General features: G+C 37.1%; 26 protein-coding genes. 6 read left to right on the top strand and 20 right to left on the bottom strand.

The window, feature by feature from the left end:
• Positions 1-114 precede the first annotated feature (114 nt).
• Positions 115-1,371: a phthiocerol/phthiodiolone dimycocerosyl transferase family protein gene (locus tag BN997_RS10135; RefSeq protein ID WP_042531929.1), complete on the top strand. Its 1,257-nt coding sequence runs from the start codon at positions 115-117 to the stop codon at positions 1,369-1,371.
• 5 nt (positions 1,372-1,376) lie between these two features.
• Complete coding sequence (locus BN997_RS10130) at positions 1,377-2,036, top strand: DUF6320 domain-containing protein (protein WP_042531926.1); 660 nt, start codon at positions 1,377-1,379, stop codon at positions 2,034-2,036.
• A gap of 69 nt (positions 2,037-2,105) precedes the next feature.
• Here the strand turns inward: BN997_RS10130 and BN997_RS10125 are convergent, their stop codons facing one another.
• Together BN997_RS10125 and BN997_RS22220 are read right to left on the bottom strand one after the other, a co-directional pair.
• Complete coding sequence (locus tag BN997_RS10125) at positions 2,106-2,558, bottom strand: hypothetical protein (RefSeq protein ID WP_042531924.1); 453 nt, start codon at positions 2,556-2,558, stop codon at positions 2,106-2,108.
• Between the two features lie 104 nt (positions 2,559-2,662).
• Complete coding sequence (locus BN997_RS22220) at positions 2,663-3,010, bottom strand: PD-(D/E)XK nuclease family transposase (RefSeq protein WP_052484974.1); 348 nt, start codon at positions 3,008-3,010, stop codon at positions 2,663-2,665.
• A gap of 194 nt (positions 3,011-3,204) precedes the next feature.
• On the opposite strand from BN997_RS22220, the gene BN997_RS10115 reads away from it, so the two are divergent.
• Positions 3,205-3,570, top strand: coding sequence for a YugN family protein (locus BN997_RS10115; RefSeq protein WP_042531923.1), 366 nt, complete (start codon positions 3,205-3,207; stop codon positions 3,568-3,570).
• Between the two features lie 58 nt (positions 3,571-3,628).
• On the top strand, positions 3,629-3,985 hold the full coding sequence (locus BN997_RS10110) for a DnaJ family domain-containing protein (RefSeq protein WP_042531921.1): 357 nt from the start codon (positions 3,629-3,631) through the stop codon (positions 3,983-3,985).
• Positions 3,986-4,026: 41 nt separating this feature from the next.
• Here the strand turns inward: BN997_RS10110 and BN997_RS10105 are convergent, their stop codons facing one another.
• From BN997_RS10105 to BN997_RS10075, 7 genes are all read right to left on the bottom strand, one after another.
• The gene (locus BN997_RS10105) at positions 4,027-5,049 is read right to left on the bottom strand and encodes a serine hydrolase domain-containing protein (protein WP_042531920.1); all 1,023 of its coding nucleotides are present in this window, start codon (positions 5,047-5,049) and stop codon (positions 4,027-4,029) included.
• Positions 5,050-5,345: 296 nt separating this feature from the next.
• On the bottom strand, positions 5,346-6,197 hold the full coding sequence (locus BN997_RS10100) for a DUF72 domain-containing protein (RefSeq protein ID WP_042531918.1): 852 nt from the start codon (positions 6,195-6,197) through the stop codon (positions 5,346-5,348).
• Between the two features lie 19 nt (positions 6,198-6,216).
• Positions 6,217-7,254 carry an AbrB family transcriptional regulator gene (locus tag BN997_RS10095; protein ID WP_042531916.1) on the bottom strand — a complete coding sequence of 346 codons (1,038 nt, stop codon included), beginning with the start codon at positions 7,252-7,254 and terminating at the stop codon, positions 6,217-6,219.
• 199 nt (positions 7,255-7,453) lie between these two features.
• Positions 7,454-7,942: a PTS sugar transporter subunit IIA gene (locus BN997_RS10090; protein WP_042531914.1), complete on the bottom strand. Its 489-nt coding sequence runs from the start codon at positions 7,940-7,942 to the stop codon at positions 7,454-7,456.
• A gap of 37 nt (positions 7,943-7,979) precedes the next feature.
• Complete coding sequence (locus tag BN997_RS10085) at positions 7,980-8,723, bottom strand: Cof-type HAD-IIB family hydrolase (protein ID WP_042531912.1); 744 nt, start codon at positions 8,721-8,723, stop codon at positions 7,980-7,982.
• 42 nt (positions 8,724-8,765) lie between these two features.
• Entirely contained in the window at positions 8,766-10,148 is a 1,383-nt protein-coding gene (locus BN997_RS10080; RefSeq protein WP_042531910.1) for a class-II fumarase/aspartase family protein, read from the bottom strand.
• Between the two features lie 20 nt (positions 10,149-10,168).
• Positions 10,169-11,734: a PTS transporter subunit EIIC gene (locus BN997_RS10075; RefSeq protein WP_042531908.1), complete on the bottom strand. Its 1,566-nt coding sequence runs from the start codon at positions 11,732-11,734 to the stop codon at positions 10,169-10,171.
• A 201-nt stretch (positions 11,735-11,935) separates the two neighbouring features.
• On the opposite strand from BN997_RS10075, the gene BN997_RS22215 reads away from it, so the two are divergent.
• A complete protein-coding gene (locus BN997_RS22215; RefSeq protein ID WP_052484973.1) occupies positions 11,936-13,483 on the top strand; it encodes a helix-turn-helix domain-containing protein in 1,548 nt (515 codons plus the stop codon).
• A gap of 130 nt (positions 13,484-13,613) precedes the next feature.
• On the top strand, positions 13,614-14,276 hold the full coding sequence (locus BN997_RS10065; protein ID WP_042531906.1) for a PepSY domain-containing protein: 663 nt from the start codon (positions 13,614-13,616) through the stop codon (positions 14,274-14,276).
• Between the two features lie 89 nt (positions 14,277-14,365).
• Here BN997_RS10065 and BN997_RS10060 read toward each other — a convergent pair whose 3' ends face one another.
• From BN997_RS10060 to BN997_RS10010, 11 genes are all read right to left on the bottom strand, one after another.
• Positions 14,366-14,977, bottom strand: coding sequence for an ABC-2 transporter permease (locus BN997_RS10060; protein ID WP_042531904.1), 612 nt, complete (start codon positions 14,975-14,977; stop codon positions 14,366-14,368).
• Positions 14,978-15,022: 45 nt separating this feature from the next.
• The gene (locus tag BN997_RS10055) at positions 15,023-15,634 is read right to left on the bottom strand and encodes an ABC-2 transporter permease (RefSeq protein ID WP_042531902.1); all 612 of its coding nucleotides are present in this window, start codon (positions 15,632-15,634) and stop codon (positions 15,023-15,025) included.
• On the bottom strand, positions 15,627-16,496 hold the full coding sequence (locus BN997_RS10050) for an ABC transporter ATP-binding protein (protein ID WP_042531900.1): 870 nt from the start codon (positions 16,494-16,496) through the stop codon (positions 15,627-15,629). The genes BN997_RS10055 and BN997_RS10050 overlap by 8 nt, the downstream gene beginning before the upstream one ends.
• A gap of 83 nt (positions 16,497-16,579) precedes the next feature.
• Positions 16,580-16,870 (bottom strand): YfzA family protein, encoded by a 291-nt coding sequence (locus tag BN997_RS10045; protein ID WP_042531898.1) that lies wholly within the window; start codon positions 16,868-16,870, stop codon positions 16,580-16,582.
• A 318-nt stretch (positions 16,871-17,188) separates the two neighbouring features.
• Positions 17,189-17,800: an ABC-2 transporter permease gene (locus BN997_RS10040; protein WP_042531896.1), complete on the bottom strand. Its 612-nt coding sequence runs from the start codon at positions 17,798-17,800 to the stop codon at positions 17,189-17,191.
• Entirely contained in the window at positions 17,793-18,662 is an 870-nt protein-coding gene (locus BN997_RS10035) for an ABC transporter ATP-binding protein (RefSeq protein ID WP_042531894.1), read from the bottom strand. Before BN997_RS10035 ends, BN997_RS10040 begins: the two co-directional genes overlap by 8 nt.
• Positions 18,663-18,667: 5 nt before the next feature.
• Complete coding sequence (locus tag BN997_RS10030) at positions 18,668-19,039, bottom strand: GntR family transcriptional regulator (RefSeq protein WP_042531893.1); 372 nt, start codon at positions 19,037-19,039, stop codon at positions 18,668-18,670.
• A gap of 158 nt (positions 19,040-19,197) precedes the next feature.
• Positions 19,198-19,494 carry a YfzA family protein gene (locus tag BN997_RS10025; protein ID WP_042531891.1) on the bottom strand — a complete coding sequence of 99 codons (297 nt, stop codon included), beginning with the start codon at positions 19,492-19,494 and terminating at the stop codon, positions 19,198-19,200.
• Positions 19,495-19,969: 475 nt separating this feature from the next.
• Positions 19,970-21,472 (bottom strand): glycerol kinase GlpK, encoded by a 1,503-nt coding sequence (gene glpK / locus BN997_RS10020; protein WP_042531888.1) that lies wholly within the window; start codon positions 21,470-21,472, stop codon positions 19,970-19,972.
• A 103-nt stretch (positions 21,473-21,575) separates the two neighbouring features.
• Complete coding sequence (locus BN997_RS10015; protein ID WP_042531887.1) at positions 21,576-22,385, bottom strand: MIP/aquaporin family protein; 810 nt, start codon at positions 22,383-22,385, stop codon at positions 21,576-21,578.
• Positions 22,386-22,922: 537 nt separating this feature from the next.
• Positions 22,923-24,113: an AI-2E family transporter gene (locus BN997_RS10010; protein WP_139089061.1), complete on the bottom strand. Its 1,191-nt coding sequence runs from the start codon at positions 24,111-24,113 to the stop codon at positions 22,923-22,925.
• Between the last annotated feature and the right edge of the window lie 3 nt (positions 24,114-24,116).

Genomic DNA, 24,116 nt, shown 5'->3' with positions numbered 1-24,116 from the left:
ACTCTCTTTATTTTAAGGCAGAAGTTTTTGGACGCTCTCTGTAATAAAAGAATTGGTTTTTACTCAAATTAACAATATACAAGCAAAGCAGTACGTAACAGGGGTGTGCGTAAGATGAATGAATGGTACAAACTTGATAATGCGGGGAAAATGTTTCACGCTGTGTCTGAACAGACGAATTCTTCCGTCTTTCGGATGGCTGCGGTAATGAAGGAGCCCGTACAACCTGATGAGCTTCAGCACGCACTCGACGATGTTCTTAAGCGTCTGCCTATGTTTGCTGTAAAGCTCAGCAAAGGCGTGTTCTGGGATTTTCTTGTGGAGAATAAAGAAAAGCTTTTTGTGCATTATGAAAATCAATATCCATGCGCTCCCATTGACCCATTGGAAACAAATGGATTTTTAATGCGCGTTACTTATTATAAAAAAAGAATTGCTGTGGAATTTTTTCATTCTGTAACAGATGGCACTGGCGCTTTAGAATTTATTAAAGCACTTGTTTATCAGTATCTCGTTCATTTAGGGAAAGATGTAAGCTATGCAAGTACATTAATTGATATTCACGATGAACCCAGCTATTACGAAAGCGATGACAGCTATCAGAATTATGTTACGGATGAAAAACCCGAAAAATTTAAAGAAGCACCTTCCTATCAAATTCGCGGCGGAGCAATTGATCAGACAGTTGCCGTCCACGGAAAAATGAGTGCGGAAAAGGTACACCAGCTTGCTAAAGCGCATGGAACGACTATTACTGCGTTTATTTCAGCACTTCTTATTGCAGCTATTTATAAAGAGAGATTGAAATTCCGTGCTTATCAGGAGGAAATAAAAATCGCCATTCCTGTCAATTTAAGAAATCTTTTTCCTTCAAATACACTTCGTAATTTTTTTGGTGTGGTTAATATCGGGATGGCAGTAACGGAGAAAACAACTTTAGAAGAAATCATTACAGAAATATCAAAGCAATTACGGGAAAAAGTACGGAGAGAAAGCTTACAGCAAAGTATTAATGACCGGGTCAAATGGCAGACTAGACTGACAGCAAGGTTCATTCCGCTTCCGTTAAAATACCATGCCATACGTTATGGATATAGAAGCTTTAGTGAGCGTACCAAAGCAATGACGATGACAAACGTCGGAAAAGTACACCTTCCAGAATCAATGAAATCACATATTTCACATATGGAACTCATTTTATATCCAACCAAGAAAAGTCCCATTAATGGTGCGATGATTGCAGTTGGCGATGAACTTGTAATCACATTTTCCAGAATGATTAAAGAAGCGGATATTATTCGTACCTTTTTCAGAGAACTTTCTAAGACATATAACCTGGAGATAGAGGTCTATTCCAATGACAGCAGGTGAAAATAATGCAACATTATTGCAATAATTGCAATACCTATACAAAACAGCAATATTGTCCACTCTGCAAGAATAAGCTTTCTCAGAAATCAGGAGACAATGAATATTACCCTATTTATGAAACCAAAGTCAAACGACGCCGTTTTGCGCAGCGGCTTGTCTTATTTGTTGCTATTTTTATTGTCAGTACCAGTATATTAATTAATTTACTGACTAACCCGGATAAATTATGGTTTTTATATGTGTTAAGCCCAGTACTATACAGTCTGTTAACCATAAATCATACCATTCTTTCCAGAGCGCACATTGGGTCCAAGGTGGTTCTTCAAGTTATTGCACTCTCTGTTATGCTATTTATTTTAGATGCAGCTTCCGGAAGCTCTAAATGGTCCATTCACTATGTTATTCCGTTTCTTGTTACGCTGGCAACGTTACTTGTAACAATCATTGTGCTGCGTAAACCTATGAAGTGGCGTGAATACATCGGTTATATGACTACGATGGTTATTCTCGGCTTCCTTCCTGTTATTCTGTTCTTAAGTTCGTGGTCCACTGTATTATGGCCAAGTGCTGCAACAGCTCTCTATGCTTTGATGACACTGATTGGTATGGTACTGTTTTCGGAAAAAACGATGAAAAATGAAATTGTTCGGCGATTTCATTTTTAGCATAAAGGCACATGCTGTCTCTTCATTTATCAGCATGTGCCTTGTTGTTTTATACTAGTACGTTACAATCTATTTATTCTTATTTCCCAATTCCTGCTGAATAACCTCAAATTGCTGTAGAGTTAAACCCGTCACCTGTAAAATAGCCGTTCGGCTTATCCCCTGCTCTAACATTTTGAGTGCCGTCTGTTTTGCAGATTCCTTTAGTGCGGACTCTGCTTCAAGCCTTTTTCGTTCTGCTTCTTCTTTCTCCGCTTTCATTGTTTTCCTCTGTTCTTTTATTTCTTCTTTCTCCGCCTTTATTTCTTCATTCTCTGCTTTCAGCTCTTCTTTCTCCATTTTCATTTCTTCTCTTTGCTCTTTCATTTCTTCCATTTCCTGCTCTAACAACTCTCTATCCCACTTCTTAGATTGCTCATCTAAAATTTGCTTCAAACGGATTTCATATTCCCGCCGTTCTTCTTCTGTACGGCTTAAATCTTCCCAGACCCGCATCGCAACATTTAACGTTTTATCGACCATCGCAATCTCCTCCAGTTCTTGATAGATATCATTATATAAAGTGAAACTTTGTTCAGTGGGGTTCTTTAGACCCCACTGAACATTTAGTTGAACCAATCGGGCCGTTACTGGCTGTTAGATCTTCCACTTAAAATTTTCATGACTTTTCTATTTTTAATGCCGATTTCGATATTTTGAAAGTAAAGCTGCTGAATCGGGCTTCTTCCTGATTTGGCTAAAATGGCATTGAGAAAGACGACAGTGATATCCTTATTCTTTTCGTTTCCAAATAGTTGTTTAAAAGCATAGTCTACTTTTAAATCCATTAATTGAATATCCGGTATTCGATGCAGTGCTTTGTTAGTCCGCTCTTTTCTTCTTTGATATTTGTTGTATGACCTGGATTCTTCCTGTACATGCAGAGAGGGTGTTTCTGATGAGGAGTATACTTTTCGGAGACATATTCGGGGCATAAAAAACACATCCTTTTATTTTGATAAGGTGAGTTTCTGAGATGGCTATCTAAACAAATCATACAGAACAAATATTCCTCGATCAAGTCCTTATTTATTTAATTTCCACAGATGGAATAGTCTCTTATTAACGTATGTTTCGCTTTCCCAAAGGCAAAACTAGTCATAACAGAATGGAAAAGGAGAAACTAAAAATGATCGCATTGCATACGAATTTGCCGGGTAAGCAAGGAGTTTTCCTAAAATTAAAGCTGTATTTAAAAGAGCTTGGATTTACGATAGCAGAAAATAGTAACTACCACGGATATTTTAATGGGCTGCTTTCCAGTCAGGCAGAGAGAAAACTATATTTGTATCTTCCCTACCGGGTGCTGCAAGAAGAACATAACCAGCCATCTGTTCAAATTGAATTTGGAAATCCTCAAATTATCCATCACGCTGACATTCGGTATTTCGATTCATTTCAAGCTTATCTTCATAAACCAGATTTATATGATTGGAAACTTAAGGGGGAACAGGCTGTGCAGCAGATTATCAACCATATCGATAACAATCTTTAGTTGAACTTTTCTTTTTCATCCAGCATACTTAAAGATAGATTGCATAAGGAGGAGCTTTATGTATCACTTTGTAGAAGAGCAAATTAAAAAGGCAGTGGATGATGGAGAATTCAATAATTTGCCGGGCAAAGGAGAGCGTCTAGATTTGCGGGATGAATTTGCAGGATTGCCCGAAGAAGTGAAACAATCTTTCCGTATTTTAAAACGGGCAGGCTATCTTTCTGACGAGCAGGAAAACCAGAAGCAGTATATATCGCATCACGACTTAATGAAAATAGCAACAGAAGATAAAATGCAGGCGGATTATACAGAGAAGCAGGCTGCATTTCAAACTTTAACCAAAGAACGAAAACTTGATAAAAGCCGTATTTTTCATAGATATGCAAAAAAGATCAGAAATAAACTGTTTCGCTAGAAGAGGGGTCAACCTGCTGTGGTTAATCCCTCTTTCTTTGTTTATATGATGCGCTCCATCTCTTTTAAAAGCTCATAAGCTCCCTCGGATTCGTTTGAACAAACAATCATCGTCTTCTTCTCATACGGATAATGAACCGCCCGGAAATTGACTCCCGGATCATAGCCCATTTGAATATGCTTTATAATGTTTTTATTGTCGTCTAATTCCATATAACCAGCGTAGCCGTAGAAGATGTTTTCTTCTGCATACACACATTCATGCGGCTGACACACCTGCTTCGTCATTTCTTCAGATAACAGCTGAAAGCTCTTCAAAGCCTTCCAGAACTTAGCCATATCAGCTACAGTAACATATGCGCCCCCATCCGGGCCGCCCTTAGCCGGAAGGGAATACATATTTGTTTTCCATTTGCCCTCTGAGTCTTCCATATAACCTAATGCTGTCCGTTCCGGCAAATCATCCATTTCAAAATATCCTGAATCGCTCATGTCTGCCGCTTTAAAAATATGTTCCTCTACAAAAGAAGAAAAACTGCAGCCGGCAACCTGTTCTACAATCAAGCCTAATAAAATATAGCCTGAATTATTATATTGAAAGGAATCACCTGGATGTTTCTGCATCCTTTTATGTTGAAAAAGCGGGAGAAAATCTTTTGGCGACCTGACTTTATACATTGGCAGATACTCCCACAGCTGCTCATAATCATCCATCTCTTCCTCATCAAAATAATCCGGCACACCAGAAGTATGCGTCAGTAAATGGTGAATGGTAATATTCTTATCAAAATAAGGAAACTCCTCCATTACACAATCATGCAGCTTTGTCGCAAAAGTTATTTTTCCCATTTCCACCAGCTTAGCTACAGCAACTGCAGTAAACAATTTGCACCCCGAGGCAATACCAAATCGTGTATCTGTCTGATTCTTTAGTTTCTCAGCTCGATTTCTATAGCCGCTGCTTCCTGTGATGACTTCAGCCTGTTTTTTAGCATAGAACGCTCCTGAAAAATGATATTTCTTTTGCGCTTCCATCAGTTTGTTCCGCTTATTTTCTATATTCATTTTTTGTCCCTCCTGAAATCTTTGTTTAATTATGATTTTAAAAGGGAGTCCGCTAAGATGTTCATACCATATAACGAATCATATGAGTTTCCTCCGTTCGTCTTAAGGTTAAGGTTATTATATACTTATTTTCTGAAGATTTAAAGAGGCGGCTGTTTCTGTTAACTTAACCAGAAGCATTTCTTTCTTGTTAATTCTTGTTTCGTAATAAAGTACAATATGTTGCAGCTCAAAAAATAACCAAATCTATGGTGGTTGAAACCTCATAAATTTGGTTATCTCTTTCATACATGTAATTAAAACAGCCCCAGCTGCTGTGAAGCCAGTCCATCAAATTCAATTCCTAACATCTGCTGCAGCTGCTTCGCGTTTCCAGCTGCATGTCTTCCAGAATTGTTGTTAAACAATACTATAACCTCTTCACATTGCTTTTCTAACCTTTTTACCTCTTCGGCTATCGTTGTTAATTCCTGCTCGTTATATTCATATAAATAACGGACCTTCCGCCAATTCACATTTCCCGAGTAATTCCAGCCGTGGACGTTTCTTCCGTGCAGCCGGATAATGACTTTATCTTTTACTGTCACAACAGGCACAAAAGGAACCGACTTTTCACCAGCCTGCGGTTCATCTGCAACAGTATGAATCCAGCCTTCTTGTTTCATAAATTGCAAGGTTTGCTGCTGAAATCTTTCCTCATACCAGGATTGCTGTCTGAACTCCAAAGCAACAGGAATATCCTTCATTTCCTTTTTACAATAGCGTAAATATTGCACATGCTCGTGTGTACAGTCAAACCACGGCGGGAATTGAAACAGCACAGCTCCCAATTTTCCTGCTTTTTGCAGCGGTACAATCGACTCCCTGAATGCTTGGAACATTTCTGCCTTCGTTTCAAAAGGGTTATCCTTTTCCTCCCGATCATGCCCGGTCATTCCCTGATAGGCTTTCACGATAAATTGAAAATTCTCCGGCGTCTCCCTCGCCCATTTTTCCATATTATGAATCGGCTGTACCGCATAGAAGGAGGAGTCTAATTCTACCGCCGGAAAATGACTGCTGTATTCCTGTAATTTTTCATGCGCTTTTGTATCATCTGCATAAATAGAATCGTGGTCTCCCCATCCCGTTAAGCCAATTTGAATCACTTTAAACACCTCTCTTACATTACTCTCTTACCTTCTTCATTTGATCCCGCCGCACCATATATTTAACAAATGGAATGATGATAATGGATAAAAATAAAATCCGAAACAGCTGAAACGAGGTCACCACCGTTACTTCCGCCTGAATCGAAGCAGCGATAATCCCCATTTGATCTACACCGCCTGGAACTACGCTCAGAAAGCTGGTCGCAAAATCCATAAAATAATGGGCCATCCATTCACTAATTAAAAAAGCCACGCTAATTAATATGACACACGAACCAACCGCATACACAATATGTGATTTCATTTTCCTCAGCTTATCCCGTTCTAATAATAAGCCTACATAAATCCCAATAAACAGCTGGGCAACATGCAGTAAATTTTCAGGCATCCTTGGGACCTGAATAGACAACAGATTGCATATCATGATAAAGAAAACAGGTCCTAATAAGTAGGCGGTAGGTACTTTGATCAGCTTGCAGGCCATTCCCACTATGTAGCATAGAATCAATAAACCAAATAAAATCAATGAATAGCTTTCTGTTGTGTTATCGGGGGCCGCACCACCATTATTACTGGAAACAATAAACGGAACCAATGTAATAATCGCCAGCAGCCGAATGACTTGATAAAACGTCACTACGGTTATATTCAAGGTTTTCTGCTCTTCCGCAAAGACGATTACCTGCTGCAATCCCCCCGGAGCACAACAAGCCATTGCTGTTCCAATATCCAGCCTCGCCCACTTTGAAACTGCAAAACTGACACCAATAAATAAAAGTAAAAAGATAATGTTAATAATAATCATCATTGGAAAATAGTTTACCATATCCTGCAGCGCTTCTAATGTAAAAGCATAACCAATCGTATATCCGGCAATAACCAGTCCGATATTACGAAAAGTTGAATCCCAAACAATTTTCCAGGATGATTTTAATTGGAATAATAGTGTCACGATCATAGATCCAAGCAGCCAAGGCAGGGGCAGGCCAATTACGGTAAAGATAACAGCTCCAAAGAGACCAATTGCAATCGTTCTCAGGAATAAAAATATCATATAATTCCCTTCCTTCTTTCTCTATTATAACGTTTCCACACAAATACGAAAATCGATTATTTCGAATTTGGAAGTAAAATTGAAAAGAAATATAAAAAAGCAGCAGCTTTCCACTTCAAAGCGAAAAGCCGCTACTTTTTCCGGTTATATGCTCTTGTCTTTTTTTGTACTAACAAAATCAACTTATTAGTATATCCGTTTATTTAATAGTAATAACTACATCCTCACTAGCTCGAACTTGCTTCACATCTTGTTTATCTAAAGTTTCGATATCATTCATATTTGTAATTAGCATTGGTGTAACAGTACTTGAAGCTTTTTCGCTTACAACTGCTAAATCTATATCAACAAGGGGATCTCCTTTTTTCACTTTATCTCCTTCCTTCACGCGAACGGTAAATCCTTCTCCATCCAATGCCACTGTTTCTAAGCCAATATGGATTAAAATTTCTGCTCCATTTCCAGCCTTAACTCCTACCGCATGCTTCGTCGGGAATACTTGTACAATGTCTCCGTCAACTGGCGATACCACCTTGCCATTAGATGGTTTAATAGCAATTCCATCGCCCATCATTTGTTCAGAAAACACCGGATCAGGTACTTCCTCTAAAGGAACTATTTCTCCATCAACAGGCGCAAATAATTCTATTTCGTTACTTCCTTTCTTTTTAAAAAGCTTTCCAAGCATAATCTCACCCACCTAAGTTTATATTGATTTTATTTCTTTAAAACAATTTATTATCATGTAAAATATATTTATTCAACGCAAATGCTACACCGTCATTGTTATGATCTTTTGTTACAAAGTCTGCTATTTCTCTAACACTTGGTTGAGCATTCCCCATCGCAATACCCAGCTTAGCCTTTTTAATAAGTTTGACATCATTGAGTGCATCTCCTATTGCCATGACTTCATTCATCTCAATTCCAATTTGTTTACCAACAAATTCAATACCAGTTGCTTTATTTATACCTAAAGGATTTAACTCAATATTCGTTGGCAGTGTATTTGAGACCTCATATAGATTCGTTTCTGTTAAATATTTGCGAAGACGATCGGCTTCTTTCTCTGTGTCCAGCCGAATCCCAAATTTCAACCAGTTTTTATCCATATAATTGACTGGAAACTGATTTTTAAAGAGTTCTTTCGTAGTTAATGCCCAATACCTTAATTTTTTTGTTTCACAAAAGTGAGTAAGTCTTAATAAATGATTGGCAGAAAGAAAGTGCTGGGAAATCACTTCTTTTTCCATATTTAATATTTGTCCCCCATTTGCTGTAACAAAAAAATTATTCAGTTTTAATTCATCCGCGTATGGTTCTACATGGCTAAAAGGCCTGCCTGTGCTCAGAACGATTCTAATTCCCTGGTCTATACAAGCTTTAATAGCGCCTTTATTTGCACTGGATATTTGTTTATTCGTATCTAAAAGTGTTCCATCCATATCAACAGCAACAAGTTTAATCATACTGCATACACTCCTAAAAAGGGACAGTCTTATCTTTCTTCATCAAGCATCCTGTTCTGGTAAATCTTTTTTAATTTTTTCAGAGATACGGAATGCTCTTTTAGCTTGTTCTTCAGCAATAATGTTTCCTGCACCTACATACCTTTCCGGAAGCAGCATACCTTTGATTTCATCCTTAGAAAACATTTGGTTTACATCCTTATCTTCTAATAAAGCATCTACAAATGAACTTCCCTCTGTCTGCACTTGTATCGCTTTGTTGTAAACAACCGTATGTGCTTTATCCTTTCCAAGCTTCTTTGCTAATTCCATCATAATAAATTCACTATTATCTAACCCTTTATTCAGAGAAGCATTTTCCTTCATTTTATTTACATGAACAGAAATCCCTTTCGTCAATTCTTCTGTCCGTAAAACCACTTCTGTAATTAATTCTATTGCTTCTTCCAGTGCAGCATCAAACACCATATACTGGCTGCTATCAGCTTCATAGGGCCTTGCAGCAGCATTTAAACAAAGCTGTGGAAGCGTATAGAGTTTTTGGGCGTTAGCGATAATCCCTTTTGACAGCTTGGGATTAATTTTATGCGGCATCGTGCTGGAACCAATCGTACCACTTTCAAAGCTTTCGGAAACTTCTCCGATTTCTTCAATAGATGTAGAATATACTTCTTCAGCAATTTTATGAAAACCATTTGCTAATAAAGCAAGCGCATGAATATACTCCGTTTTATGACTCGTTATATTTCTTGACGGTACCGGCATGGTATTCATATTTAACAGTTTAGCCACTTCTGATTGCAGTGTTATCCCCTTTTCTCCAAAGGTATTAAATGAACCGACAGCTCCACCCATCATTACTTGAAACGTCCGTTTGGCCGCTTCGGATAATCTCTCTATCGAATCAATCGTCTCACTAATCCACACAGAAACTTTGTATCCGTACGTAATGGGAATGGCATGTCTTCCATGTGTACGTCCAGACATTACTGTATTTTTATGTTTTTCTGCCAATTCTCCTAAATGAGATAAAATATCAGCAAGTACGTTCATTACGCGATCATGTATTTTTGATGTAACTAATAGCTGTGCAGTTTGTTGAATATTTTGCGTTGTAACCCCATAATGCACGTACTTCCCGCTTTCTTCATGACATGCTTTAATGAAAACTTTTAAAAAGGGTACAAAGCCATGTCCAACACTTTCTTTTAATCGTTCCATCTCTTCTAAATCTATATTTTCTATTCGCGCTGCTTCATTAATATTTTTTGCTGCTCTTTGAGGAATGATGCCCAATTCTCCTTGAGCAGTTGCTAAAGCTGCTTCAACGTCCAGCCACGATTGATACTTTTGGTTGGAATCTAATAATTCTCTTATCCCGTAATCATACATTGTTTTTGTTTTGGAATCATATAACGCTCTCATACTTCCTGCTCCCTTATGCTTTATTTTGAATATAGTTTTTCATCCACTGCATTTCTGACAAATTCAACGTGTGGTCCAAATACGACATGAATATGATTTTTTTGAGCCATAAAGGAGCCGGATGAACCAGAATCTTTTAATCTTTCCAGGTCAACTTTTTCATCGTCATATAAGTCTACTCTTAATCGGGTAACACAATTGTCTACATTCTTAATATTTTCTTTTCCGCCAAGTCCTTCAATAACAATTCCCGCAATTTCAGGGTATCGTTTTTCTTTTAATAGACTCACATTTTTAATTTCTGCTTCACGTCCAGGTGTTTTTAAATTCCATTTTGTAATCGCAAACCGGAAAACAAAATAGAATACAATAAAGTTTACGATACCTAAAAGAACAAGCTGGTACCAATTCGTTCCTTCATACAATAAGCCAAATATACCAAAGTCAAATATCGTACCCCGGATGTAGCCGATTGAAATATCTAGAAAGTTTAATGGTAACGCCATAATACCACTTAATATGATATAAACGACAAACAACAAAGGAGCAATAAATAAGAATGAGAACTCAAGCGGTTCCGTTACATTCCCTAAGAATGCTGTTAATACGACTGTCAGAATAGTTCCTTTAGCAATTGTTTTATTTGATGCAAAAGAGGTATGATACATTGCTAAACCGATGGCAGGAATCCTAAACAAGGTAATCAACATCTGACCAGACGCCAAATACTTTACTAAATCAGGCATTAAGCGATCCCATGCTTCATGCGATGGACCTAAATCAAATAAAATCTTATTTGTAGCATTTAAAATACCAATATAATTTTGACCGTCAATCAGGTAAACGCCTCCCGCTTCCGAAAAACGAACAACAGAAGCAAGTACGTGATGGAGTCCAAAAGGAATTAATGCACGATGCGCAAACCAATAAGCGCCGACGCCAAAATGCTGGTTCATAAATATAAATGAAATACTTAATAAAAATTGAGTAAATAATCCCCAGATAACAGGGATAATCAATCCGACTGGAATCATCACCAAAAATGTAATGATTGGAACAGATTTTTTTCCGCCAAAGAAAGCAAATGCCAGCGGTAATTCTAATCTATAGAAGCGATCCGCAATTTTGGCAGCTATTAAACCAGCGATTATCCCTCCAAAAGCATCAATTCGCAAGGTTTGAATTCCTAATACGACGCCTTGTCCTACTTGCGACATCGTTTCGGGATCTTCAGCTAGTGTGCCTGTCACTGTCAGATATACATTCATTACAACAAGCATGGTTAAATAACCTAATACAGAGGCAAATACAGCGATTCCTTTTTCATTCTTCGACATCCCGTATGCGACACCCATAGCAAAGAGAAGCGGTATATTTTCAAAAATAATTGCTGTAATATCCTGCAAACTATGAATAGCTGTTTGGACCACCGTATTATCTAAAAAAGGTAATCTCTCAATCATATAATCCTGTCCTAAAGCTCCACAAATCCCCATAAGCATCCCAACAGGTGCCATTACACCAATCGGTAATAACAAAGATCTTCCAAACTTTTGAATTGTATCTTTAACGTTATTTAATTTCATACCTTCTCTTCCTTCCTTATTTCTTAAACTAAGTGTAGAATTATATCAGGGGTATAACAAGGAAGTTTTTCAATAGAAATCTATTCAAAAAATTACCCCTCATTTTAAAATGGACAGGCCTAATTAACTTTCACCTGTGCTTTTAAAAGAAGAAAGAACCAATATACTTTTTGAAGATACTTCATGAGGAGGAAAGGAACTATGGACTCACTTGATTTAAAATTACTTAATCACCTTCAAGAGCATGGTGAGATTGATTTATCAAATACAAAAGCTTTCAATCGAAGCGAGGGAAGTATTTATAGAAGAATTGATTTAATTAATGCCTATTTAGCCAAGCATCAGCAGCTTGTCCCTAAAAACCACAAGATTCAAAGTAAGATGACGTATAAAGAATATATCCAAATCGTTCAAAATATTCCTTTTTATGAATATGTCCCATCACAAAAGGAGCGATTATCTTTTATTATTGTGCAATCCCTTTTAAAAGAAGTTGTCAATACCTCCAGATTATATCAGCATTTAGGATTAAGTATGAGCACCAAGAAAAAAGATAACCGTCATTTGACAAATCAACTAAAACAAGCAGGGCTTTCCAAAGAAATTGTTCGTAAAAAAGGGATTCGTATTACTGGTCAAGAAACCCTAATTCGTATAGAAGGCACAAAAATTTTAGTCAAACTATTTGAGCTGGATGAGAATAATACGTTATATCTTCGGCAAGCTAATAATCCAATGGAAGTATTAATTTCAGAATACGTTTTAACCGAAACAAATTTTATTCACAGCCAAGTTAAAAATATGATTGAAAATATAATCCATCAACAGAATATAGAATTATCTTATCCTTCTAAGAAGTTTATTTTTCTATATGTAATGATTGCACTTTATAGAAATCATCTAGGTTACTATGAAAATAAAAAAGTTCATACAAGCCTGACCTTCTCGTCACCATTTAAATTGGTTGAGCATTCAACGGAGAATCAGGTTATGAATCATATATTATTCTCTTTGGATACCATGAACAGGGAAAATAACGTATCTATTCAAATCCGGTGGCTGGAAGAAAAAATAATACAATTTGTTTCCGGCATTCAATCAACTATTATTACAGATATATATTCGTACCATGAATTATTCCAAGAAATATACCAGTTCATCTTTAAATGTATACTGCGTTCCGATTATCACTTTGATTTTTATGATAATAAGCTGGATCAAACTGCAGAGAAATTTCCAAATTTATATCATTTAATTGAACAAGATTCATTTATTTCCAATGAGCTTCAATTATCTTCAGATCAGATAGCAACACTCACGCTTATTTTCCGAAAACATATTAATGAAAATAAAATCTTGGGTAGAAACACAAAAAGAATTATCGTTGTTACGAATTCTTCCATCGAAAAAGCAGATTTTTTTGGAGCTTCCCTAAACCATTTTTTAGATATTAAAATTGTTAAAATACTACACATTAACGAATTATATGAATTAGCTAAACTTGATTATGACTACGTTCTTACTTTTTCCAACCGGATTGCTACGCTTATTGAGGAACAAGGATATACATGCCTAAAAGTAAAATTCTATATGAATGATGAGGATATTAATAAGCTGTTGGACATCGGTTTTTCCAGCAGTTCACGCAGAAAAATACTAGCTGATGATATTGTGCCTGCTTTGCAAAAGAAAACAGCTGAGGAAATGAAAGAGTTCTTGATTAAAAACTATCCTTCTCACTTTCTGTAAGAGTAACCTGCATCGCTTATAGAAAAATATTTATACATACTTTTTTATATTTGTGGTTTGATTATTTTTAAAATGGGTATTATGATTTTAAATAAATTTCTTTTACAGAGATTGGAAAGGGTGAATATTCATGAAAAAAATGTTACTTCTATGCCTGACACTGCTTCTTTCCATTACTTTAGCAGCCTGCGGGACAAGTGATGACAGCAACACAGAAGATAATGCAGCAAATGATTCAAACTCAAATGAGACCGCAGAAGATAATAATGAGGATACAAATTCAGAAGGGGAAAACGAAAACACAGATACGAATGACAACACTGACACAACAGAGAATAAGGATGATTTAGACTTAACAAGTGTGTCGTTAAGCGCGGAAGATGCTATGGACGCCTTTCTTGAACATTTCCCTGGTTCAAGTCTTTCTTCTATTCAGTTGGATGAAGAAAATGGAGAGCTTGTTTATGATATAGATGGTTATGATGATTCGATGGAATACTCTGCTGAAATCGATCAAAGTGGTGATGTTATAGCAGAAGAAAGGGAACAAATAGAATCAGATGAACAGTATAACGAATTAGTACTCGGCGATTATATCACTGCTGAAGAAGCACTATCTATAGCTTCCGAAGCTTCCGAAACAGAAGGCATAACCGCAAGAGGCTGGTCCTTAGAATTTGAAAACGGCAGCCCGGTATATGAAATCAATTTTGAAGATATGGGGTCCCAAGAAGTAGATGTTTATATTGACGCAGAGTCAGGAGAACAGCTGCACGTAGAAATAGATGATTAATGGTTTTAGAAAGCAGGCTAAGCCTTGGGCTTGAGCCTGCTTTTTCACGTCCATCCTGAACCCTACAAACATCATCTTAAATACATTCGTTAAAATACTTTTCGCTGGTAAATAAATTGGCTGACTGTCCATGACAAGATATATAAACTGATGGCGATAATTGCACCGCTAAGATAAAGTGTTAATGTTGAAAAGCCTGCTAGAAATTGAATGATTACTGTGAAATTTTCGGTCACAAAGGGTACAATAAAGGATAAGGCAAATGAAAATACGAGAAATCCAATCATAATTGCGGTTCCTATATAACCAGGCCTCAGTATATAAAATAACGGAAAAGTGAAAGCAGCAAAAATGAAGAATAACCCCGCACCAATCGCCATATCCCTTATTGTATAGCTATAATTAAAGATATATAGAATGATACCAGCTGCTCCGATTGATAAAATCATAAATAGCACTGCTCCAAGATATTTTGCAGTAACAATCTCTTTTCTTGTGTATGGAAGCGAGTTCCATAATATATTTATTTTTGTCTTTTCTTCATTTATATAAGCATTGAGCGGCAAAAAAATACTCGCCACCAAAAAAATAAAAAATGGACTGAGCTGTCTGGCAAAGATGGCATAAAAAACAACTATAGCAACAGATACAAGCAGCTCCCATTTTTGTATAATTAAATCCTTTTTTATCAAATTAAGCATATTCATGACTCCATTCTTTCAAGTTTATTGATAATGTACAAGGTATCAGAATACTTTTCGCTGATAAATAAATTGGCTGACTACCCAGGATATCAGATATAAACTAATGGCAATAGCTGCACCGCTAAGATAAAGTGTAGAGGTTGATAAACTTGTTATAAAATCCGTAATGGTTGTAAGGTGTTCTGCTAAAAACCGAAAAACTGGCGGTAACATAATGGTTGAAGCAATAAATCCAATAAAAGCCGCTATAAAAATATACTCTGCCTTTAAGAAATAAAATAATGGAAAAGCAAAGGCCGCAATGAGACAGAATAACCCAGCAGCAATTGCCATATCTCTCATGGTATAGTCAAACTGAAGTACATATAGAATAACTCCTGCCAGAATAATGGATAGAATCATATATACAATTGCCCCAATATATCTGGCAGCAACGATTTCTTTTCTTGTGTATGGCAAAGAGTTAAGAAGAATATTTGTTTTAGATTGATGATCAAAGATATATGCATTCAAAGGAATAAAAACAGCCGCCATCAGGAAAATAAACGATGGGTGTATATCCTTAATGAAAATAGCAAAGATCATAATAAGGGGAACAAGAAAGCCTATTTGCGTTTTCTGTATAAAAACATCTTTTTTTATCAGGTTAAACATTTTGCTTCTCCGCTCCTTTTGCATAGAACATAATATCTTCTACAGTAGCAGGTTCCATAGTAACACGATCTCCAAGTACCGCCTTCACTCCAGCTACATCATTTGTTAAAGCTGTGAATCCATAGGAGGAACGCTCTATCTTGATAAACATTTTTTCTACATCCCGATTGATGACATCCATACTTCCTTTAACTAAAGCATAACGATTCTGTACATCTTCTATGGAATCATTAAACAGAATTTTTCCCTTTTGAATAAACGTAATATAATCGGCAATCCGCTCTAAATCACTCGTGATATGCGTAGAAAAGAATAATGTTCTTCTTCCATCTTCCATGATCTCCTGCAAGATATCCAAAAGCTCTCTCCGGAAAACGGGATCTAACCCTGCAGTCGGCTCATCCATCATAATAAATTCGGCATCATGCGATAATGCCATTGCCAACGAAGCTTTCATCTGCATCCCTTTGGAGAAGGTTTTCATTCCTTTATTTAAAGGCAATTCAAACTTCTTGATATAATCGAAAAACTGCTTATCATTCCAATTTTTATAAGCTGGTGCAACAATCCGCCGGATATCTTTTAAATTTAAACTTTCGTAAAACACATTGCTGTCATAGACAAAGCCCATCCGCTCCTTGATTTCTTTTTCGTTGCTGGCATAATCCAGTCCAAATACATTGATGTCTCCTGCATCAGCCTTTAACAAATTCATCATCAGCTTCATCGTTGTTGACTTCCCAGCTCCGTTGGCTCCGATAAAACCAGTTACACAACCTTGTCTGATTTGCAAATGAACATCTTCTAAAGAAAAATCTTTAAAGTGTTTGGTTACCCCTTTGAATTCTACTACATTTTTCATATTTTTCACCCCTTCATTAAAATTCGTAATAACTTAATCCGATTCATTCCTATCCATGAACTTCTGCTTTCAGAATCATTTCTTTATTTACTTTTCTTAAAAATAAAACTCCAGATATCCGCAAACACACATAAAATTACCGAAATCAAACACAGAAAAGTGGCGAAATTAAAAAATGGATAATCATAAAAATGGAAATACTCCGTAAATAACTTCGCGTTTAAGATTCGGTTGATGAAATCTGTATCACGAACCTTCGGCTCCCAGCCAGTTCCATCCAAAAGCATAAAAATAATTTGGGCAAGGAGAGAACCTCCTATAGTTATTAACGTTTGTTTCCCTGTTCCCTTTGTTTTTTCAGCCTTCTCCGTCATTCGAATTCCCCTTTAGATAATTCTTATATGATAACTAAATATTGTGTATATACTATATTTACACTATACACAATATTAAACCATCTTTTTATTATCTTTTCAACTGTTAAAATGATTTTTCCATAAAGAAAACTTGGCAAGCCAAGCCTAAAAGGCGTAAGATTGCCTTAGTTACGCTTATACTTGGTACCTAAAAATTTTTACTACGTCGAAATTCTTCTTCGCTAAAATTTTATACTTTTCTAAAGTGCAAAAAAAAGACCTCAGCTTTATGCTTAAGATCTCTAATCCGTATCTCTTCAAGATTTACTATAATTTTTAAAAAGCTTTCCGCTGATAAATCATTTGGCTAAATAGCCAAGAAGCTGTATATAACATGATAATGATACCCGCACTGCTTATATAAAGCGCAGGGGTGGACGCACTGGAGAGAAATTGAACAATGGAAGTCAGATGCTCTTCTAAAAATGTCATTGTCACCTGGCTTAAAACAACCACCAAAACAAATCCTATCACAATCGCCGTTCCAATATGTCCCGGCTTCAATAGATAGAACAACGGAAACGCAATTGCAAACAAAGTAAGTGTAATCCCTATCCCAATTCCAATATCCGCCCATGTAAAAGCACGATTAAACAATGAAAAAAGGACAATTGCTATGCCGATAGATACTGCCATATAAAAAATCGCACCAATATACCTAGAAGCAATAATTTGCGTGCGTGTATACGGTAATGAATTCAACAAAATGTTGGTTTCTGCCTTTTCATCATATGAGTAGGCATTTATCGGAATGAAAAATCCCGCAAATACAAAAATGAAAAAGGCAGGTAAATGGGTTCCTGCAAAAATAAAGAAAAGAATACATGGAATAAATAAATATAGCTGAGATTTCTGTATAATCAAATCTCTTCTAATTAAATTAGTCATACGGGTGGTCTGCCCCTTTCATATAAAACATGATTTCCTCTAAGGATGCTTCTTCAATCACAACATGCTTGCCAAACACTTCTTTTACAGTCGCTACCTTCTTTGTCAACGCCTGAAAACCGTTTGGAGAACGTTCTATTTTTATAAAATAGGCTTCTGTATCTGCATCTAGCAATTCGGTGCTTCCCTTCACTACCGCATATTGTTCCTGCAACTCATAAACTGGTTTATCAAAGAGTATTTCTCCTTCATCAATCAGAACAATATAATCGGCAATCCGATCCAGATCGCTGGTGATATGTGTCGAGAAGAGAATCGTTCTTTTCCCGTCTGTCATTACTTCCTGAAAAATATCTAACAGCTCTCTGCGAGATGTCGGATCCAGCCCTGCTGTCGGCTCGTCCATAACAATCAACTCCGCATCATGCGATAAAGCGATCGTAATCGAAGCCTTCATCTGCATTCCTTTGGAGAATTTCTTCATTGGCTTATTTAAAGGCAGTTCAAACTGGTTCACGTACGCTTTAAATTGCTTTTGGTTCCAATGCTTGTATGCAGGTGCCACAATCCTGCTGATATCCTTCAGGTTCAAGGATTCATAAAAGATATTGCTGTCGTAAACAAAGCCGATGCGATCTTTTATTTCTTTTTCATGATTAGCATAATCCAGTCCAAATACACTTACTTCTCCATTATCCGGCTGCAGCAGATTCATAATGAGCTTCATCGTCGTTGATTTACCGGCGCCATTCGCCCCAATAAATCCAGTTACATATCCTTGCTTTATCTGTAAATCCATATGATCTATCGTGAATGCTTTCAACGATTTAGAAACATCATGGAGCTCTATCACATTTTCCATCCCCATCACTCCTCATACAACAGCTTTAATAATTCCTGCAGTTCTTCATAAGGCAATCCGATTTCCTTACTATTCGAAATAACCGCACTCAGCTGCTCTTCAATCACTCTTAATTTCTTCTCCCGGATAACATCTAAATTTTGCTCCGCTACAAACGAACCTTTTCCGACAATGGAATAGATGAACCCTGACTTCTCCAACTCTTCATAAGCCCGCTTTGTTGTAATAACACTTATTTTTAAATCCTTAGCCAGCTGTCTGATGGAGGGCAATGCATCGCCTTCTGCCAGTTCACCTGAAAGAATTGCTGTTTGAATTTGCTTTAATATCTGCTCATAAATCGGCTCTTTAGAGCTGTTTGATATGATAATTTGCATGTCTATACCTCATTTTTCTGATTGTATATCTTCATTATACACAATACAAAAAGTATTGGATAATCTCGTAATGCTAAGCTCCAAGAACGTCGTTTCATTTAGAAAATTTGGGAGAGAGTAATTTTATTCGCTGCAGGATAAGTAAAAATGATGATGAATCAGTCTCTTTTCAACACACTTGAAAAAAGCAGAAAAACCGTCTGCATCACTATGATAACTATACTAAGAAGGGTAATAAAATTATAGATATCAGATGTGTAAAAGTTGAAAATATCGGTAAACCATGCTGACTCCATGATACTGTCCCGAATTCGCATCAAAAGCGAATTATCATCACGCAAATTCGGGCTCCATCCTGCCCCATCAAAAATAACAAGCAAGATTTGTATTCCAATCAAAACACCTACAGTATTTAACCAGTCGCCCAGTGCTTTATGTTTTGACGTTTTTTTCATTAGAACACTTCCTCTAGCAGTGTATATATACGATATAAACAATATACACGTATTAAACCATCTTTTTATACTTTTTTCAACCATAGAAAAAGACCAGGAATTCTCCTGGCCCTCACATTTCTTTTTTTCAAGCTGTAAAAAAATGAAACACCATTACAAGCAAAACGATTCCTGAAATCTCGTGGTCTCAAATTAATGATTATATCTCGTGTTAAATACTTAAATTTTCGGGGATTTTTACAGGAGAGTTAGTCATTCCGGCGTTTGTTACGAATTATACAATAGTGGGAATACGGTGATTCCATCCTTCTGATTTAGACGATGAAATAAAGGTTTCATGTTCTTATTGATTGAACTTTTGTGGGGAAGTTAATGTGATTACGGTTATATCCGTATAATCTCGCAAGGCCGCAGCTCAGCAGTATATTCTGCTGAGCCGATTAGCACTTATGCTTACTTTTGCCTGCATCAGCAACTATTCTTCCAGCTTAAACACTCTTGTCGCCTCGACAGCTTTTTGCCATCCTTTATATAATTTTTCACTTTCATTATTATCCATTTTATCCTCGAATGTTTTCTCTACTTTCCATTGCTTCGCGATTTCCTCCTGGCTTTCCCAGAAGCCGACAGCTAACCCAGCCAGATAAGCGGAGCCAAGCGCGGTTGTCTCCTGAATTTCAGGGCGTTCTACAGTGACGTCCAAAATATCGCTTTGGAACTGCATTAAGAAATCATTTTTCACAGCTCCTCCGTCTACGCGCAGGGTTTTTAATTCAATATCTGAATCTGTCGCCATCGCTTCCATCACATCTCTGGTCTGATAAGCCAGTGACTCTAATGTCGCGCGGATAAAGTGCTCTTTTTTTGTTCCTCTTGTCAAGCCAAATACGGATCCGCGAGCTTCACTATCCCAATATGGCGTTCCTAAACCAACAAAAGCAGGTACGACATAAACACCATCTGTTGTTTTGACCCGTGTTGCAAAATCTTCACTTTCCGGACTTGATTCAATCATTCTTAAACCGTCCCGCAGCCATTGAATAGCAGAGCCAGCTACAAAAATACTTCCTTCTAACGCATAGGTTACTTTTCCATCAACGCCCCAGGCAATGGTTGTTAATAATCCATTTTTTGATTCAACTGGTTTTTCTCCTGTATTCATTAGCAAGAAGCCGCCGGTCCCATACGTATTTTTTGCCATTCCCTGTTCAAAACAAGCCTGCCCAAATAAAGCAGCCTGCTGATCACCGGCAATGCCGGCAATCGGAACTTCCTCACCAAAGAAATGATAGGATACGGTTTTTGTATATTCCTCAGAAGATGGACGTACTTCTGGAAGCATCGATTTCGGTACATCTAAAATGTCTAGCAGTTCTTCGTCCCATTCTAAATCATGGATATTAAACATCAGTGTTCTGGCAGCATTAGAATAGTCTGTCACATGAGTTTGTCCGCCTGAAAACTTATAAATAAGCCACGAATCAACTGTTCCAAATAACAAATCTCCTGCCTCCGCTTTTTCTCTTGCACCTTCTACATTATCCAGAATCCATTTAACCTTGGTTCCTGAAAAATACGGATCAATCAGGAGTCCTGTCTTCTCCCGGAATGTGTCCTCATAGCCTTGTTCTCTTAACTCCTTACATATAGGCTCTGTCTGACGGGATTGCCAGACAATCGCTTTATAAATTGGACGTTTCGTGTTTTTGTCCCACACGATTGCGGTCTCACGCTGATTGGTAATTCCAATCCCCTCTATTTGATTCGCTTCAACACCTGTTTTATTTAAGACTTCTGCGATACAGCCTAATACAGATGTCCAAATCTCATTGGCATCATGCTCTACCCAGCCTGGTTTTTCAAAGTACTGTTCAAATTCTTTTTGTGCGGTATCGATAATTGCCCCTTTATTATCAAATAAGATCGCACGCGAACTCGTTGTTCCTTGATCAATTGAAAGAATATATTTCTCTGCCATCCCTGTTTCCTCCGTTTATTCATTTAAAATTCACCTGTTCCAAAAGTTCAGGCGTAGTGATTCCATTTATTGCATACCCTAAAATGCTATCTTCTATTCTTATTTATGAGACAGCATGCTTATCTCGATGCTGTTCAGTTACAAAAGCTGTTGCCAGAATAATGGCTACTACAGCAGACATGATCCAAAAGCTTGCACCCATATTTCCATCAAAAAAAGCATGATAGAAAACGGCACCGTATACACCACCGATAATCGGACCAATCACAGGTATCGGTGAATAACTCCAATCCGATCCGCCTTTGCCTGTAATCGGTAAAATAGCATGTGCAATTCTTGGACCCAAATCTCTGGCCGGGTTGATTGCATAACCGGTCGGTCCTCCCAGAGACATCCCAATCGCAACAATTAGTAAACCAACAACTGCCGGATTTAATCCTTCTGTGAATTCGTTTGCACCAATAAATAATAAGCCCATAACCAAAACAAATGTCCCGATTATCTCACTTACTAAATTGGATGGATAGCTTCTCACAGCTGGACCTGTCGCAAATACTCCCAGCTTCGCCCCTTTATCTTCCGTTTCTCTCCAATGTGGAAGATACTGAAAGTAAACAATCATTGCGCCGATAATAGCTCCGAGTATTTGACCAGATATATATGCCGGCACCTTTGCCCAAGGAAATTCGCCAATTGCAGCAAATCCTAATGTTACCGCAGGATTTAAATGGGCATCGGAGATATTCCCTGCCGCATAGACTCCCATCGTCACACCTAAACCCCAGCCTATTGTAACCAATACCCAGCCGGCGCCTGCAGCTTTCGATTTTTTTAATTCTGTGCCAGCGACAACTCCTGCCCCTAAAATGATTAGAATCATTGTCCCAAGCAACTCAGCTGCAAATTCAGACATGTTTATATCCCCCTTGTTAAATAGAATGTTCTATTGATTTTCAACAAGTATGAAGTAAAAATGACAAATAAAAAAGTCCACACAGATACAACCGTCCCTTCTCTTACGAAAAAAAACGATTTACTGTGTGAACTTTATCTCCGACACAATCCTTAACTTGTCATCCAATACCTTATAACAAAATTAAAACGCTGTCAATAATTTCAATTTTTATATTTGGCAGGCATCATCATTATGTTAATTAAACGCTATCGTCATTTGTCCCAAGTAAATCGCTTTTGATTGGTCTTTTCCGTCTTCCTATCATACATTTCTGTATAATATCTTATTTCATAAGGATTCCCTATAATTTAATAACCATTCACATTTTATGAAACCTTTAAGCAACAGACTTGTATTCCTTTTCATTTTACCCTAATTCAATAAATTAAAAACGCTCCTGCTTTCCTTGAAGAAAGGCAAGAACGTTTTTTACTTTTATTTCTATATTCATCAATACCTGTAGATTTCTTAATTGACGCAAATTACTGCCTTCAGCTACTCTTTTTCATCCCGATTGTCTGACTCCAAATCAGCTTCATATAAATGACTGCGGATTTTAAAGAACTCAAAGGCATGCGTCACAAATACTTTAAGAAGTGCGTAGCCGGGGACAGCTAACAGAATACCAACGACACCAAATAAATTCCCAGCCGTCAGAATAATAAAGATAATCGTAATCGGATGCACACGGAGATTTCTTCCCATAATCTGCGGGGAAATAAATTTCCCTTCAATAAGCTGTACAATGGTCCATACAATAATCAGCTTGATTACCATAAATGGAGAAGTCACAACTGCAACAATCAATGCTGGAGTAATCGCAATTGCTGGTCCGAGGTAAGGAACAACATTTGTAAAAGCAGCAATTAACGCCAACACCGGCGCGTATTCCAATCCAATGATGGTAAATCCGATATACATCAGTACACCTATACAGAAAGCAACAATAATTTGTCCGCGAATAAAACTGCTGATTTGATGATTCATTTCTTTCAAAATCACGTAGGTCGGTTTTCTCATGGAGACTGGTAAAAATTCAAGAAAATAGTGTGGCAGCTTTTCCCCATCCTTCAATAGATAAAATAAGATGAATGGCAGCGTGACAATTGCTAAAACAATCTCTGTGACGGCACCGATTACACTGCCAATATTGGAAAAGGCGCTGTTCACTAAATCAAGTGAACGGTCAGATAACTGTGTAGCAAATCCTTGCAGATCAATATATTCTACTAATTGAAATTGATTAATGAAATTCCCGCCAATAAAATTATTTACCATTTTTTCAATATCTGAAATAAACGGCGGCAGGCTTGTTATGAAACTTGTAATCTGCTCTCTTAAAAAAGGAAAGACAGAAATGATTAAAATCGTTAAAATGCCAGTAATAACCAGATACAGCATAAAGATAGAATAAATCCGCTTCACATTTTTCTTTTCTAAATAATTAACGATTGGATTTAATAAATAATATAAAATTGCTGATAAAATAATCGGCAGCAATACGGTTTTTAAAAGTACAACAAATGGTGTGAATACAAAGGAAATATGCGTGAAAATAAGTATGTTTAAGCCAATCAACAATAAAATGACTAAAAACACAACGAAGCGGTTATTTAAGAAAAAACGTTTAAATAAATCTATTTTATCGTTAACGGATTTCAATGCAGCACCTTCTCTTTTCCCCATATT

This window comes from Oceanobacillus oncorhynchi (genome assembly GCF_000821065.1).
Lineage (GTDB): Bacteria > Bacillota > Bacilli > Bacillales > Amphibacillaceae > Oceanobacillus > Oceanobacillus oncorhynchi.
This window is presented reverse-complemented; position numbering and strand designations above follow the sequence as displayed.